Raw genomic sequence first — 13,930 nt, 5'->3', positions numbered from 1 at the left:
CCATCATGGCTGGTGCGGCCCTATTCAGTAGCGCTGCGATCGCGACCGCCAATCCCGACGACGACGCATTCCTCGCACAACTGGGTAGATACGGCATCGGCTGGCCGCCCAACTCGGAAGATGCGCTCATCGGGGAGGCACACCTCGTCTGCTACGACCTCAGGTGGGGTTGGCAGCCACAACAGATTGCCGACGACATTTACTCTCACATGAATGCCAGGGGCATCACTTTGTTAGACGTCGGGGCGCTGGTCAACAGCGCGCACTCGGTCTATTGCCCCGGTAATCAGTGCGACGCCCCGAGCCTTTGCACCTGACGTCGTCTGACTCGACAGCGCCGCTGTGGCGCTACTTGCCGGCAACGCAAAACTGATTGCCCTCGGGGTCGGCGAGCACTACCCAGCGGAAGTTCTCGCCGAAGCTGTGGCGTCCGACCTCGGTCGCCCCGGCCGCCGTCAGGCGTGACACCTCGGCCTCGACGTCGTCGGCGCCGAAGTCGAAGTGCAGCCGGTTCTTTCCGGGCGTCGGGTCGGGCACTTGCTGAAATCCGATGCGGGGTCCTTCCGAGCGGACCACCGCGATGAATTCGCCGGGGATGAGCTCCTGGGTCTTGCCATCGAACTGCTCGGCCCACCAGTCGGCCAACCTCGCGGGGTCAGTGCTGTCGAATGTGATCATCTGCACTTTGAGCGCCATTACCGCATCGTAAGTCAGCGCACCGACACAATCCGAGGGCTGCGCGGGAGGATACAACCATGTCTCGCCACTGGCCGCTGTTCGATCTGCGCATCACGACCCCGCGGCTGCAGTTGCGGCTCCCCACCGAGGAGCTGATCGATCAGCTGATCGACACCGTTCTCGACGGCGTGCACGACCCGGACCAGAAGCCCTTTCCGAGGACATGGACGATGGCGCCGCGCGACGAGTTGCCTTTCAATACGTTGTCTCACCTGTGGCGACAACTGGCCGGCTTCAGCCGGGACGATTGGCGGCTGCCGTTCGCCGTCGTACTCGACGGTGTCGCGGTGGGCGTGCAGGACGTGTTCGCCAAAGCCTTCCCGGTCACCCGCCAGGTAGATTCCGGATCATGGCTCGGGTCGGCATACCAGGGTCGGGGATATGGGCTCGAAATGCGTGCTGCCATACTGCATTTCGCATTTCTCGAACTCGGCGCGGAAGTCGCGACCTCGGCGTCCTTCGTCGACAACATGGCGTCGATCGCCGTGTCGCGCCGCAGCGGGTACCGGGAGAACGGTGTGGACCGACTGGCGCGCGAGGGTGCGGTGGCGGAGGTGCTGCGATTCCGGCTGACGCGCGAGGAGTGGGAACGGCGGCGCGGCGTGGAGGTCCGGGTGGACGGGTTCGAGCGGTGTCGGCCGCTTTTCGGTCTCGACGGCTAAGGCACGTCTGACAAACACTCCTTGCGTGGCTTGGGGGCGGTGAGGCCGCAAATTCGGGGACTGTGGCCGCGCCCATATGCTTGTCGGCCAGCGACCTTCAAGGTCGGTGGAGGCGAGGATTCGTGCCCCTCGATGGATACTTCACGCGCGACCAATTCGACCCGGTATGGCGTCGTTGTGACGCCATAGCCGTCGGAATTACAGCCGACCTAATTATCACCGAAGCAAAATGGGTTCTCTTCGGGGCAATGCCTTGGATAATAAGGGAAAGGATTGATGGGCATTGGGCCTGGCGTAAGGGTTGGATACGGCGGTTTCAGGTCTGGTTGCAGGTCTGGTTTCAGGTGGGGCTCGTGGCCGGCACCGCCAGGAGCCTCGAGGCCACCGTGCTCGCCCGGGACACCGTGCTCGCCCGGGCCGCCGTGCTCGCCGGGGACACCGGGGCCGCCACCGACAGGCCCGCCGTGCTCGCCGGCGACACCGGGGCCGCCACCGATAGGTCCGCCACCACCAGGGCCGCCACCAAAAGGCCCACCGCCGCCCGGCCCGCCACCAAAAGGCCCACCGCCGCCGCCGTGTCCGCCACCGCCACCGCCATGTCCGCCACCGCCGCCGCCACCACCGCCACCGCCGCGCTCGACGTATGTGGTGGCGTGCGCGGTGGCGACGCCGACCGTGAGGGCGACCGCGATTGACGCGCCTGACGCCATTGCACGAACCAAAATTTGGTGCCACCGATTGCGGGTCAGTCCCGTTTCCGAGCCTTGCGCCTTGCGTACAACGGGCGTCGCCGCCACCACTACCACCCTTACCAAGTCAGCCGGGGCGAGCCGAGCAGCTCACCGCGTTAATAGCTTAGACACCAATAAACGTAATCAACGAACATTAATAATCCCTTGCAAATGCAGTCATTTGATTGCAAATAGCTAAATGCGGCGCCGGATTTATCAACTTAGATGTCCGCGGGCAGCAATTTCGGCTACTTGCGGTTGTGGTCCTCAGGTCGGAGATGGCTGCGACGCAGGCCGTTCCGGGCCCCGAGGCTTTTTGGGGCACGCCGTGAACGACACATCCGATACCCCCGGGGCAATCCGCGCGCAGTAAGCAGAACACCCTTCACGAGGCCGACGACACGCTGGCGCCTAGTTGCTGGAGTTTGCCTCGGGGGGCTGCCGCTCCGGGGGATCGTGCGGCGCGCGCGTGAGCGAAAGCGCCGAAGCTCCCAAGCACGCAAGTCGGGTAAGGCCACACATTCGGGGCCGCTCGCGCGCGTGCGATGCGAACGTCTCCGCACCAACCCCGGCGGTCACTTCGCTCCGGTCACTCCGGGCCCAGGAACGCCTGCATCGCGGCCGAATACGCGGCGACGTCGTGCGCGCCCATCACCTCGCGGGCGGAGTGCATGGCCAGTTGCGCGGCGCCGACGTCGACGGTGGGAATGCCCGTCCGGGCCGACGCGAGCGGGCCGATCGTCGACCCGCAGGGCAGGTCGGCGCGGTGCTCGTAACGCTGCAGTGGGACCCCGGCCTGCCGGCAGGCCAGCTCGAACGCGGCGGCCGTCCGGCCGTCGGTGGCATACCGCAGGTTCGGGTGCACCTTGAGCACCGGTCCGGCGTTGACCCCGATCAGATGGCTCGGCTCGTGCCGCTCCGGGTAGTTGGGATGCGTCGCGTGCGCCATGTCGGCCGAGGCCAGCAGCGACACCTGTAGCCGTCGCAGGTAATCCTCCCGGGTGCCGCCAGCGGCCAGCACGATGCGTTCCAGGACCGTGCCCAGGAGGTCCGACTGCGCGCCATGGTCCGACGACGAGCCCACCTCCTCGTGATCGAACAGCGCCACCACCGGCAGCGCGCCGCGTCCGTCGGCCGCGAGTAGCGCCTCAATACCCGCGTAGCAACTCGCCTGGTTGTCCAGCCTTGGCGCGCTGAGCAGGCTCGCGTCGGCCCCGGCCACCCGCGACGGCGTCAGATCGTGCGTCATCAGGTCGAATGCCAGCACGTCGGCCGGCGCCACCCCGGCGCGCTCAGCGACGTAATCGACGAACGAGCCCGGTGCGGCATCCACTCCCCACACCGCGTTGACGTGGCGTTGCGGGTCCAGCGTTACCGACTTGCGGTCGTCGGCCAGATGGATGGCCAGCTGGGGAACCCGCAGGATCGGATCGTCGATCCGCACCAGCCGGTAGCCAACCCCGGCGCCGTCCCGAATGGACAACCGCCCGCTAATGCCCAGGTCACGGTCCAGCCAGGAGTTCAGCCACGCGCCGCCGTAGGGCTGCAGCGCCACCACTCGCCACCCGGCGACCAGCCGGTCCGGGTGCTGCTTGACGCGCAGGTTGGGGCTGTCGGTGTGCGCGCCGACGATGCGAAACGGGGCTTCGGGGTGCGCGCTGTTCCACGCGACCAGGGAGCCGGAGCGCACGGTGAAGTACCGGCCCGGCCGCTCCGGCCACCGGTCCGCCTCGCCGAGTTCGGTGTAGCCGGCCTCGCCGAGCCGCGCGGCCGCCGTCGCGCAGACATGGAACGGCGACGGGGACGCATCGATGAACTCGCAGAGGCCTGCGGCGCTGGCCGACATTCCAACATCATGGCTGTCGGGGACGACGGGGTTCACGATAGGGTCGGCAGAGTGCCTCCGGTTCAGCCGCAACCCATTCTCGCGCCGTTGACACCTGCCGCGATTTTTCTGGTGCTCACGATCGATGACGGCGGCGAAGAGGCAGTGCACGACGCGCTGGCCGACGTCTCCGGACTGGTCCGCGCGATTGGTTTCCGCGACCCGACGAAGCACCTGTCGGCGATCGTTTCGATCGGTTCCGACGCCTGGGACCGCCTGTTCTCGGGCCCGCGCCCGGCGGAGTTGCATCCGTTCGTCGAATTAGTCGGACCGCGACACACCGCGCCGTCGACACCCGGCGACGTGCTGGCGCACATCCGTGCGGAGACCATGGATGTGTGCTTCGAGTTGGCCGGGCGCATCCTCAAGGCGATGGCCGGGGCGGTCACCGTTGTCGACGAGGTGCATGGCTTCCGGTACTTCGACAATCGCGACCTGTTGGGCTTCGTCGACGGCACCGAGAACCCCGACGGCCCAATCGCGGTCAGTGCCACCGCGATCGGCGACGAGGACCCCGACTTTGCCGGATCATGCTACGTCCACGTGCAGAAGTACGTACACGACATGTCGTCCTGGGAGTCGCTGTCGGTCACCGAGCAGGAACGGGTGATCGGCCGCAGCAAGCTGGAAGACATTGAAATGGACGACGACGTGAAGCCGGCCAACTCGCACCTCGCGCTCAACGTGATCGAGGACGACGACGGCACGGAGCTGAAGATCGTGCGGCATAACATGCCGTTCGGCGAACTCGGCGCCGGCGAGTTCGGCACGTACTACATCGGTTATTCGCGCACGCCGCAGGTCACCGAACAGATGCTGCGCAACATGTTCCTGGGCGATCCGCCCGGCAACACCGACCGCATCCTGGACTTCTCCACCGCCCTGACCGGTGGACTGTTCTTCTCCCCCACCGTCGACTTTCTCGACGATCCACCGCCCCTGCCCCAATCACCCAGTCCCCCAACAGCAGTCACTTTCGATTCTGAGGACGGCTCACTCTCGATCGGCAGCCTGAAAGGAACCCGGCAATGAACAACCTGTACCGCGAACTGGCTCCGGTCACCGAAGCGGCTTGGGCGGAAATCGAATTGGAGGCCGCGCGGACGTTCAAACGCCACGTCGCGGGGCGCCGCGTGGTCGACGTCAGCAAGCCGGGCGGGCCCGTCACCGCGGCGGTCAGCACGGGGCGGCTGATCGACCTCGAACCGCCGACCGACGGCGTCGTCGTACAGCTGCGCACAAGCAAACCCCTTGTCCGGCTGCGAGTTCCGTTCACACTGTCACGGGTCGAGATCGACAGCGTCGAGCGCGGTGCACAGGACGCCGACTGGGATCCGGTCAAAGTGGCGGCCAAGAAACTGGCGTTCGTCGAGGACCGGGGCATCTTCGAGGGATTCGCCCCGGCGTCGATCGAAGGTATCCGGCAGGCCAGCTCCAATAAGGCGCTGAAGCTGCCGGAGGACCCGCGCGACATGCCCGACGCCGTCTCGCAGGCCCTGACCGAACTGCGCCTGGCGGGCGTGGACGGGCCCTATTCGGTGCTGCTGGCCGCCGACGTCTACACCAAGGTCAGCGAGACCACCGAACACGGCTATCCGATCCGCGAACACCTGAACCGGCTGGTCGACGGGGAAATCATCTGGGCACCGGCCATCGACGGGGCATTCGTGCTGACCACTCGCGGTGGTGACTTCGACCTGCAATTGGGCACCGATGTGGCGATCGGATACACCAGCCACGACGCCGACACCGTCCAGCTCTACCTACAGGAGACCCTGACGTTCCTGTGCTACACGTCGGAGGCCTCGGTCGCGCTCGCGCCGTAATTTCGGGCGTAGCGGAATCCCCGCAGGAATAAAGGCAGCGGGTCTGCGCTTGACCCGAAGATGAAAGCAACACTGACCGGGTCCACCGCGTTGGTCACCGGCGCGACATCCGGGATCGGCCGCGAGATCGCGACACAGCTGGCAGCAGTCGGCGCCGAGGTCGTGGTACACGGCCGCAGCGCCGAGCGTGGTGCCGAGACGGTGCGAGACATCGAGACCAATGGCGGCAAGGCACGTTTCGTTGCCGCCGATCTCACCAAGGCAGACGATGTGCGGCGGTTGGCGGCCGACGCCGGACCGATAGACGTCCTGATCAACAACGCGGGCATCTTCAGGTTCGGCGACACACCGGATACCTCCGACGCCGACTTCGACGATCAGATCAACACCAACCTGCGCGCGCCCTACATCCTGGTCCAGGAACTCGTGCCGGGGATGGCCGCGCGAGGCCGCGGTGCCGTGGTCAACCTGAGCACATTGGCGGCGTCGACACCGGCACGCCAGGGCGGTATCTACGGCGCCACCAAGGCGGCGCTGGAGTTACTCACCCGCGTGTGGGCCGACGAGTTCGGCGCCTCGGGCGTGCGAGTGAACGCGGTAGCGCCCGGCCCGACGGACACCCCGGGCACCGCCCTGACCCCCGGTCTGGTCGAAGGCCTGGGCGCCACCACCGCTCTGGGGCGTGCGGCGCAGCCGCGCGAAATCGCCAGCGCGGTCGTCTTCCTCAGCTCCCCGGACGCCAGTTACATCAACGGCGCCGTGCTGCCCGCCACCGGCGGCCAGCGCGCGGTCTCGCCGGGTTAGCGGTCAGAGGTCCAGCACCAGGTCGCTCTGCGGCGCGGCCGAACAGATCAGCACCTCACCCGCGCCAGGCGGGTCCAGCGGGGGCTGGACGTAGATCGTGGTTCCGGCCACCACGCCGGTGACGCACAGGTGGCAGACGCCGCTTCGGCACGAGAACCGGGTGGGGACATCGCAGGCGTCGGCCAGATCGAGGATGCTGCCGTACTGCGCCGACCAGTTCACCGTGAGACCGCTGCGGGCGAAGGTGATCGGCGGACCGGTCCCCGGGGTACCCGCCGGCGGGTGTGGGGACGTGCGCGGCGCTCCGTCGACGATGCCCGGGTTGGTCGACGGGAGAGCGCCGAACAATTCGCTGTGAATGTGCGCTACGTCGAGTCCCACCGCGGTGAGTGCCCCGCGTATGTCGGTCATGAATTGTGTTGGGCCGCAGAGATACGCTTCGGCATCGGTGGGCAGCGCCATTTCCTCGATCGCCGTCCGGTCCAGACGAGAGTGGTCCTGCGTGTAGAACACTTGTTGCCGGGCATTCGGCAGTGACTCGATTAGCATCGTGACTTCGCTTGCAAATGCCTGGGTTTCACGATTGCGGGTGGTGTGCAGCCACCGGATTTCCCGACCGCTGTGGGACTCGCGCAGCGCGTGCAGCATCGCCAGCACCGGGGTGGCGCCGATTCCGGCGGAGATCAGGACCACTGGGTTGTCGCCCTCGACAAGACAGAAGTCCCCGCGCGGGGCGGCGGCCTCGATCACCGAGCCGACCTGGACGTGGGCGTGCAGCCACCGGCTCACCAGCCCGTGCTCGTCGCGTTTGACGCTGATGCGATAGCCCGGACCGGCAGCACCGGAGAGCGAGTAGCTGCGCATCGGCACCGGCTCGCCAGCACCGCGAACTCTCAGCGTCAAGTACTGGCCTGGTCGCGGCGACGGCAGCGACCCGCCGTCGTCGGCCTCCAGCCGGAGGGATATCACCTGCGCGCTTTCCGGCGATATGGCGCTGACCCGCAGTGGGCGAAATCCAGTCCAACCCGGTGTTGTTTCGACCGGCGCGGCGGCCGGCGCAGCGTCGTGCGTCGTCAACATCTCGCGGAACGACTGCCGCCAACCCGGGCTGAGCGCGGGCACATCGACAATCCTGCGGAGCCGGTCGAAGTCACGGTTCGGCAGGTACAGCAGCGCATCGACATCGGCAACGCTGAGTTGGTGGCGGCCGCGACGGGTGCACACGATGTCGTCACCGGCACGGACGTATCCCTCCGTGATGACCCGGAAGTAGAATCCTGGACGATGCTGCGCGACAAGCAGATTAGGCATCTCCGGCTCGTTCATTCGTAAACCGACGCGAAAGCACGTGACCCTCGGCTGGGTGACTTCGAATTCGGCGTCGCCGATCCGGTAGCGGTCACCGATGCACACGTCGCCATCGGCCAGCCCGCTGACAGTGAAGTTCTCGCCGAAGCTGCCGGGCACCAGGTCGTCGCGGTTCAGATAGGACTTCCAGAAGTCGTAGGACCCTGTCTGATAGACCATCACCGCACGCTGTTCACCACCATGGCCGCCGAGGTCGCCCTGGCCGTCACCGTCGATGTTGAGGCGGCGCACCATCACCCGGCCCGCAACCGGCGTCTTCCAGATACCCGTGTAGACGACCTTGTCCCGCCACTGCACATTCTTGGGCAAGCCCACATTGACGGACACCAGTCTGGCCATCCACGCCTCCCTGTGGCGCCGACGCGCATCCCGGCCACCCGATTGGGACAATTGACCCAGAATAGGTCCCGGGGCGGGGACGGGTCAACATCGCGCACAGAGACTGTTGCGCGAAACCGGGTTTGGTGCATACTGGGTTGCATAACCCAGAAAATCATCGCGCGAGGAGGACCCCATGCCGGCCGTTCATCATCGCTACGCCACCATCGACGACCACCGGTTGTTCTTCCGTGAAGCCGGGGATCCGGATGCGCCCACGCTGGTCCTGCTGCACGGATTTCCCACCAGCTCGTACATGTTCCGGAATCTGATTCCCGCACTGGCCGACCGCTACCACCTGGTGGCACCCGACCATCTGGGCTTCGGCCTTTCCGATGCGCCGCCCGTCGAGGAATTCGACTACACCTTCGACGCGCTGACCGACCTCACCACGGGCCTGCTGCGAGCCCTGAATATCGGCCGGTACGCGCTCTACGTACAGGACTACGGCGCTCCCATCGGGTGGCGGCTGGCCTTGCGCGACCCGGCCGCGATCACGGCGATCATCTCTCAGAACGGCAACGGCTACGACGCCGGCTTCGTCGAGAGCTTCTGGAAAGCCGTGTGGGCCTTTCAAAATGAGCCGACCACCGACACCGTGGCCGCGGTCCGGCAGTTTCTCACCCTGGACGCCACCCGGTGGCAATACCTCACCGGCGTCACCGACGAGACGCTGGTGAACCCCGAGTCCTGGTATCACGACTATGCGCTGCTGACGCGCCCCGGCAATGACGCCGTGCAGTTGAAGCTGTTCCGCGACTACGCCACGAATTCGCCGCTGTACCCGCGTCTGCACGACTACTTCCGCGCCAGCCGAGTCCCGCTGCTGGCGGTCTGGGGACGCGGTGACGAGATATTCGGGCCGGCCGGAGCGCAGGCGTTCGCCGACGACCTGCCCGACGCCGAGATTCATCTCCTCGACGGCGGACATTTCCTGCTGGAGTCGGCGCTGGACGACGTGACCGCGCTGATCCGCGGCTTCCTCGCCAAAGAACACCTGGCCGCCTGACTGTGCGCCGAGGCGGGCCGCCCGCAAGAGACGTGCTCGAGTGGGCTGGATATCCCATAAATCGGAGTCCCAGCGCGTTAGCCTGACGCGATGGCCCATCCCGACGTCCGCAGCGAAAGGCGGTTGACCGCCAGAGGGCGTGCCACCCGCGATCGAATCGTGCAGGCGACGGCCACACTGATCGTCACCGAGGGTCTCGCCGCCTTCAACATGGACCGCGTGCGCAAGGCGGCCTCGGTGAGCGGCTCGCAGCTCGCGCACTATTTCGCCGACAAGAGCGACCTCGTGCGGGCGGTGGTCACGCACCAGGTCGGCGTGGTGCTGGACTTTCACCGCCAGCCGCGGCTGGGGAACCTGGACTCCTTCGACGACTTCGAGCGATGGCTCGACCTCAACCTGCGCTACCTCAGGCGCATCGGATACACCGGCACACCTACCTACCATGCCCTGACCGCGCAGCTGGTGAAGTCCGACGACGCGACCCGGGCGACGCTGGCGGAGGGCTACCGGCAATGGACCGAGCTACTGGCACAGTCGATCCAGCGAATGAAGGACAACGGGATCCTGGTGCCCGGGGCTGACCCCCACAAACTGGCGCTGGTGATCATCTGCGCCCACCAAGGCGGCGGCACGCTGGCTTACACCTACCGGGCCGAATGGCCGCACGCCGACGCGATTCGCTTCGCGGTGAACTACCTGCGCATGTTCGCCACCGATCCCGACCAGCGGGCCGCGCGCCGACCCCGTCGACCCCGGCGACGACAGCGTGTCTGACGACGGGGCATCGCGATTCACCCGCAAGGGGCTGGCGACCAGGGCGCGCATCGTTGCCGTCGCGGCCAGGCTGATCTTCGAGCGTGGCATCGCCAACACCAGCATCGACGACGTGCGTAAGGCCGCCGGAGTCGGCGGATCCCAGATGTCGCATTACTTCCGAGACAAGCGCGATCTGATCCGCCAGGTGATCGCCGACCGGCGGGGCGACGTCGTGACCTTTCACACGCAACCCCGACTCGGCGCGCTTGACACCTTCGAGGCGTTGCGGGCCTGGGCCGACGCCTGCGTCGCCGACATCGACACCGTGTACCGCCAGGGCGGATGCGTCTACGGCTCTCTGGCCGGCGAGCTGATCGACGCCGACGACGAAGTGCACCAAGACCTTTCCGCCGGATACGACGCGTGGCTCGAACTGTTCCGCGTCGGCCTCGCCGCGATGCGACGCCGCGGTGAGCTGCGGCCCGAAGCCGATCCTCGACATCTGGCCGCGTCACTGGTCGCCGCGCACCAGGGCGGCGCGATGATCACCCACGCCACCGGTGACGCCGAACCGCTGCGGGTCGCGGTCACCGCGGCCGTGGAGTACGTGGAGTCGTTCGCGGCGCTTCCGAAACGCCGCACGAGCCGGCGCCGCGCGAAATCCTGACGCGGCCCGACCAATCCCGCCTCCTCGCTGGACAGAACTGGGTCATCTGGCCCATAATTACTGGGTCAAACGACCCAATAGAGTGATTCACGGCGAACAATGGCATTGGAAGGCAACGACTATGACCGCAGTCAGCAGCAAAGACACGACGACTCCTGCGCTGCCCACCTCGCCGGCGGTGGTGCGTGAGCGGTCCGGCACACAGACCATGCGCGCGATCATCCTGGACGGGTTCGGCGGGCTGGACAAACTGGTCTACGCCGACATCCCGAAGCCGCTGCCCAAGGACGGCGAGGTGGTGATAGCGGTCAAGGCCTTCGGCCTCAACCACGCCGAGGTGCACATGCGCCGCGGGGAATGGGCGGAAGCGGCGGAAGTCAGCGGCATCGAATGCGTCGGCGTCGTCGACTCGTGCCCCGGGGGTGAGTTTCCCGTCGGCGCCAAGGTGGCGGCGTTGATGGGCGGCCTGGGGCGGTCCGTCAACGGCAGCTATGCCGAATACACCCGGGTGCGTGCGCAGAACGTCGCGCGCATCGAATCGGACTTGCCCTGGGCGCAATTGGCGGCTCTGCCGGAAACCTACGCGGTCGCCTGGACCTGCCTGTTCCGTAATCTCGACCTGAAGCCCGGACAGACACTGGTCCTCCGCGGCGCAACCTCGTCGTTCGGCCAGGCCGCGCTGCGGCTGGCGGTCGCCGTCGGTGCGCGCGTCATTGCCACCGCGCGCAGCGAGCAGCGCATCCCCGTGCTCGAGCAGCTTGGCGCGTCGCGCGTCGAGCTGGAACGGCGCGACCTGGCCGCCCACCTCGCGGAAGCCAAGCAGGTTGACGCCGTCCTCGACCTGGTGGGCAACAGCACCATCCTCGACTCGCTGGACATGCTGCGCCGGGATGGGTCCGCGTGCCTGGCGGGCTGGCTCGGCGGACTTGACCCGATCGGCGACTTCAACCCGCTGCTGCGCATGCCCAGCGGCGTGAATCTGAACTTCTTCGGCAGCTTCGTGTTCGGGGCACCGGGCTTCCCGCTTTCCGACGTACCGCTGCAGGACATCGCCCGGCAGGTGGCCGACGGCGAGCTCAACGCGACGCCGTCGCGCGTCTTCGCGTTCGATCAGATTCGGGAGGCGCATCGCGTGATGGAAGCCGGCGAAGCCGGCGGCAAGATGGTCGTCGTCCTGGACTGACATGGCAGCGGAGCGGTGTCCACAGCAACGTCGGCTTTGATGGTGTCTGATCGCGTAACTACGGCCGGGAGGACACACTATGGACGCTCGACCGTCAGTGCTGGTGTTCGACGTGAACGAGACGCTGATCGACATCGACTCGATTGCACCGTTTTTCGGGACGCTGTTCGGCGATGAGCGGGTGCTGCGGGAATGGTTCGGCCAGCTCGTCATGTACTCGATGGCCACCACGCTGGCTGGATACTATGTGGACTTCTTCGCGCTCGGCCAAGGGGTGTTGCACATGCTGGGCACGGCGCACCAGGTGGACGTGACCGACGACGACGTGGCCCGGTTGCGCGAGCGGATGCGCACCATGCCGGCCCACCCCGATGTCGGCGAAGGATTGGCAGTATTGCGCGACAATGGTTTTCGCCTGGTTACCCTGACCAATTCACCGCATCATCCGGACGTGCCGACGCCCCTCGACAATGCCGGGCTGGCCGGCTATTTCGAGCATCAGCTGAGTGTGGATTCCTGCCGGGAATTCAAACCGGCCCCGGCGGTCTATCGGCAGGTGTGCCAGGTACTCGACTTCGCACCCGAGGATTGCATGATGGTGGCCGCGCACGTGTGGGACACCCTCGGCGCGCAGGGCGTGGGCTTCAGCTCGGCGCTCATCACCCGGCCGGGCAATCCACCGCTGCCGGTCGAGGGCCTGCCGCAACCGACCCTGGTGGCGCGCGATCTGCGTGAGCTCGCTGTGCAGCTGACGGGCCAATGACTGCGGGCCGTCGCCGGCGCTCGGCTGCGGCCCGGCGCACCGTGCTTTCCGACCGTCGGCGCACTATGGTTGAGACTGCTTGAGGCCTACCGCGATTCGTATTCCGTAGCGGTGTGGCGGGAAGGAACTTTGATGGCGACCGCGGACGGATTCCATCCCGACTTCGACGAGTCCGCCGCGCAGGTGGCGCGCAACCGGGTGCACCACGTCACGGCGTCGGAGATCAGCTCCGACACCGCGCAGTCGGACGGCATGCGACGCTTCGCCGCGCTCAGCGGCCGGTCCGTCGGCGCCGAGAAGCTCTGGATGGGTGAGACGCACGTCGCCCCGGCGGCAGCGTCGGCCAACCACCATCATGGCGAGTCCGAAACCGCGATCTATGTGCGAAGCGGCAACCCGCAGTTCGTGTTTCACGACGGTACCCAAGAGGTACGGATCTCCGCGCGGCCCGGCGACTACATCTTCGTCCCGCCGTACCTGCCGCATCGGGAGGAGAACCCCGACCCCGACCACCCGGCGGAGGTGGTGATCGCGCGCAGCACGCAGGAAGCGATAGTGGTCAACCTGCCGGGGCTGTATCCGCTTTGACGCCGAGCGCGGAATGGCGGCCGATCAGTACACGGCGATCTCGATCAGGTTCCCGTCGGGGTCGCGGCAATAGTGTGACGTCATGGAGCCTAGGGCGCCGGTCCTGACGACCGGCCCGTCGGTGATGTCGACGCCACACGCGGCCAGGTGCGCCCGCACCTCGCCCGGCGTCGCGCGCGTGACGAAACACAGGTCTTCAGAACCCGCCGCTTCGACGGACCCGGTGACCCAGTCGGGGTCCTGCGCCTCAGCGCCGACAGGGCGCAGGTTGATCTTCTGATTGCCGAACCGAAGCGCGGTCCGCGCGGTCGGGCCGAAGGTCTCCCGCGTCATGCCGAGGACGCGTTCGTACCACGCCGCGGTGGCACCGACATCCCGGCAGTTCACCACAACGTGGTCCAACCGCTCGACCGTGAAGACCATGGGTCAACCTCCCAACCATTCTGTGCGGCCAGCGCGCCGGCGAGGTGGGCGGCGGCACGCTGGGTAAGCGGACCATAGCAACCCGAAAGCCCTGGTCGCTTGGACTCTTCGATCCGGTTGTGTGACAGCGCCTGTCACTCAGCAAATTC

Annotated in this window: 16 protein-coding genes; 12 read left to right on the top strand and 4 right to left on the bottom strand. The window is 66.8% G+C overall.

What is annotated here, in order from left to right; all coding sequences use genetic code 11:
• The first annotated feature begins 5 nt into the window (after nt 1-5).
• Entirely contained in the window at nt 6-317 is a 312-nt protein-coding gene (locus AC5Y5V_RS18010) for a DUF732 domain-containing protein (RefSeq protein WP_499937988.1), read from the top strand.
• Nucleotides 318-348: 31 nt separating this feature from the next.
• On the opposite strand, the gene AC5Y5V_RS18005 is transcribed toward AC5Y5V_RS18010, so the two are convergent.
• Nucleotides 349-696, bottom strand: coding sequence for a VOC family protein (locus tag AC5Y5V_RS18005; protein WP_499937986.1), 348 nt, complete (start codon nt 694-696; stop codon nt 349-351).
• A gap of 59 nt (nt 697-755) precedes the next feature.
• Between AC5Y5V_RS18005 and AC5Y5V_RS18000 the strand changes: the two genes are divergently transcribed.
• Together AC5Y5V_RS18000 and AC5Y5V_RS17995 are read left to right on the top strand one after the other, a co-directional pair.
• On the top strand, nt 756-1,400 hold the full coding sequence (locus tag AC5Y5V_RS18000) for an acetyl-/succinyl-CoA transferase (RefSeq protein WP_499937984.1): 645 nt from the start codon (nt 756-758) through the stop codon (nt 1,398-1,400).
• 353 nt (nt 1,401-1,753) lie between these two features.
• The gene (locus tag AC5Y5V_RS17995) at nt 1,754-2,095 is read left to right on the top strand and encodes a hypothetical protein (protein ID WP_499937982.1); all 342 of its coding nucleotides are present in this window, start codon (nt 1,754-1,756) and stop codon (nt 2,093-2,095) included.
• 625 nt (nt 2,096-2,720) lie between these two features.
• Here the strand turns inward: AC5Y5V_RS17995 and AC5Y5V_RS17990 are convergent.
• Entirely contained in the window at nt 2,721-3,977 is a 1,257-nt protein-coding gene (locus tag AC5Y5V_RS17990; protein WP_499937980.1) for a M18 family aminopeptidase, read from the bottom strand.
• Nucleotides 3,978-4,028: 51 nt separating this feature from the next.
• Between AC5Y5V_RS17990 and AC5Y5V_RS17985 the strand changes: the two genes are divergently transcribed.
• Genes AC5Y5V_RS17985 through AC5Y5V_RS17975 form a run of 3 tightly spaced genes read left to right on the top strand, consistent with a single transcriptional unit; the run spans nt 4,029 to nt 6,646 of the window.
• Nucleotides 4,029-5,048 (top strand): Dyp-type peroxidase, encoded by a 1,020-nt coding sequence (locus AC5Y5V_RS17985; protein ID WP_499937978.1) that lies wholly within the window; start codon nt 4,029-4,031, stop codon nt 5,046-5,048.
• The gene (locus tag AC5Y5V_RS17980; RefSeq protein WP_499937976.1) at nt 5,045-5,842 is read left to right on the top strand and encodes a family 1 encapsulin nanocompartment shell protein; all 798 of its coding nucleotides are present in this window, start codon (nt 5,045-5,047) and stop codon (nt 5,840-5,842) included. The genes AC5Y5V_RS17985 and AC5Y5V_RS17980 overlap by 4 nt, the downstream gene beginning before the upstream one ends.
• A gap of 60 nt (nt 5,843-5,902) precedes the next feature.
• Nucleotides 5,903-6,646, top strand: a complete 744-nt coding sequence (locus AC5Y5V_RS17975) for an SDR family NAD(P)-dependent oxidoreductase (protein ID WP_499937974.1) — start codon at nt 5,903-5,905, stop codon at nt 6,644-6,646.
• Nucleotides 6,647-6,649: 3 nt separating this feature from the next.
• Here AC5Y5V_RS17975 and AC5Y5V_RS17970 read toward each other — a convergent pair whose 3' ends face one another.
• Complete coding sequence (locus tag AC5Y5V_RS17970) at nt 6,650-8,353, bottom strand: MOSC domain-containing protein (protein ID WP_499937972.1); 1,704 nt, start codon at nt 8,351-8,353, stop codon at nt 6,650-6,652.
• Between the two features lie 175 nt (nt 8,354-8,528).
• Here AC5Y5V_RS17970 and AC5Y5V_RS17965 point away from each other — a divergent pair, with 175 nt between their 5' ends.
• From AC5Y5V_RS17965 to AC5Y5V_RS17940, 6 genes are all read left to right on the top strand, one after another.
• Nucleotides 8,529-9,401, top strand: a complete 873-nt coding sequence (locus tag AC5Y5V_RS17965) for an alpha/beta fold hydrolase (protein WP_499937970.1) — start codon at nt 8,529-8,531, stop codon at nt 9,399-9,401.
• 90 nt (nt 9,402-9,491) lie between these two features.
• Nucleotides 9,492-10,175 carry a TetR/AcrR family transcriptional regulator gene (locus tag AC5Y5V_RS17960; RefSeq protein ID WP_499937968.1) on the top strand — a complete coding sequence of 228 codons (684 nt, stop codon included), beginning with the start codon at nt 9,492-9,494 and terminating at the stop codon, nt 10,173-10,175.
• Entirely contained in the window at nt 10,168-10,824 is a 657-nt protein-coding gene (locus tag AC5Y5V_RS17955; protein ID WP_499937964.1) for a TetR/AcrR family transcriptional regulator, read from the top strand. The genes AC5Y5V_RS17960 and AC5Y5V_RS17955 overlap by 8 nt, the downstream gene beginning before the upstream one ends.
• A 121-nt stretch (nt 10,825-10,945) precedes the next feature.
• A complete protein-coding gene (locus AC5Y5V_RS17950) occupies nt 10,946-12,007 on the top strand; it encodes a zinc-binding alcohol dehydrogenase family protein (RefSeq protein ID WP_499937960.1) in 1,062 nt (353 codons plus the stop codon).
• A 79-nt stretch (nt 12,008-12,086) separates the two neighbouring features.
• On the top strand, nt 12,087-12,770 hold the full coding sequence (locus AC5Y5V_RS17945) for a haloacid dehalogenase type II (protein WP_499937958.1): 684 nt from the start codon (nt 12,087-12,089) through the stop codon (nt 12,768-12,770).
• A 132-nt stretch (nt 12,771-12,902) separates the two neighbouring features.
• A complete protein-coding gene (locus tag AC5Y5V_RS17940; protein ID WP_499937956.1) occupies nt 12,903-13,358 on the top strand; it encodes a cupin domain-containing protein in 456 nt (151 codons plus the stop codon).
• Between the two features lie 24 nt (nt 13,359-13,382).
• On the opposite strand, the gene AC5Y5V_RS17935 is transcribed toward AC5Y5V_RS17940, so the two are convergent.
• On the bottom strand, nt 13,383-13,781 hold the full coding sequence (locus AC5Y5V_RS17935; protein WP_499937954.1) for a VOC family protein: 399 nt from the start codon (nt 13,779-13,781) through the stop codon (nt 13,383-13,385).
• Nucleotides 13,782-13,930: the final 149 nt, after the last annotated feature.

It is taken from the genome of Mycobacterium sp. NGS68 (genome assembly GCF_059812195.1).
The sequence above is the reverse complement of the archived record's forward strand: the minus strand, read 5'-3'. Positions and strand labels throughout refer to the sequence as shown.

What these genes read in the sequence shown, in the direction of transcription:
- AC5Y5V_RS17945 (WP_499937958.1), top strand. Translation starts at nt 12,087, where the DNA reads ATGGACGCTCGACCGTCAGTGCTGGTGTTCGACGTGAACGAGACGCTG.
- AC5Y5V_RS17965 (WP_499937970.1), top strand. Translation starts at nt 8,529, where the DNA reads ATGCCGGCCGTTCATCATCGCTACGCCACCATCGACGACCACCGGTTG.
- AC5Y5V_RS17950 (WP_499937960.1), top strand. Translation starts at nt 10,946, where the DNA reads ATGACCGCAGTCAGCAGCAAAGACACGACGACTCCTGCGCTGCCCACC.
- AC5Y5V_RS17975 (WP_499937974.1), top strand. Translation starts at nt 5,903, where the DNA reads ATGAAAGCAACACTGACCGGGTCCACCGCGTTGGTCACCGGCGCGACA.
- AC5Y5V_RS18000 (WP_499937984.1), top strand. Translation starts at nt 756, where the DNA reads ATGTCTCGCCACTGGCCGCTGTTCGATCTGCGCATCACGACCCCGCGG.
- AC5Y5V_RS17970 (WP_499937972.1), bottom strand. Translation starts at nt 8,353, where the DNA reads ATGGCCAGACTGGTGTCCGTCAATGTGGGCTTGCCCAAGAATGTGCAG.
- AC5Y5V_RS17935 (WP_499937954.1), bottom strand. Translation starts at nt 13,781, where the DNA reads ATGGTCTTCACGGTCGAGCGGTTGGACCACGTTGTGGTGAACTGCCGG.
- AC5Y5V_RS18010 (WP_499937988.1), top strand. Translation starts at nt 6, where the DNA reads ATGGCTGGTGCGGCCCTATTCAGTAGCGCTGCGATCGCGACCGCCAAT.
- AC5Y5V_RS17960 (WP_499937968.1), top strand. Translation starts at nt 9,492, where the DNA reads ATGGCCCATCCCGACGTCCGCAGCGAAAGGCGGTTGACCGCCAGAGGG.
- AC5Y5V_RS18005 (WP_499937986.1), bottom strand. Translation starts at nt 696, where the DNA reads ATGGCGCTCAAAGTGCAGATGATCACATTCGACAGCACTGACCCCGCG.
- AC5Y5V_RS17990 (WP_499937980.1), bottom strand. Translation starts at nt 3,977, where the DNA reads ATGTCGGCCAGCGCCGCAGGCCTCTGCGAGTTCATCGATGCGTCCCCG.
- AC5Y5V_RS17940 (WP_499937956.1), top strand. Translation starts at nt 12,903, where the DNA reads ATGGCGACCGCGGACGGATTCCATCCCGACTTCGACGAGTCCGCCGCG.
- AC5Y5V_RS17980 (WP_499937976.1), top strand. Translation starts at nt 5,045, where the DNA reads ATGAACAACCTGTACCGCGAACTGGCTCCGGTCACCGAAGCGGCTTGG.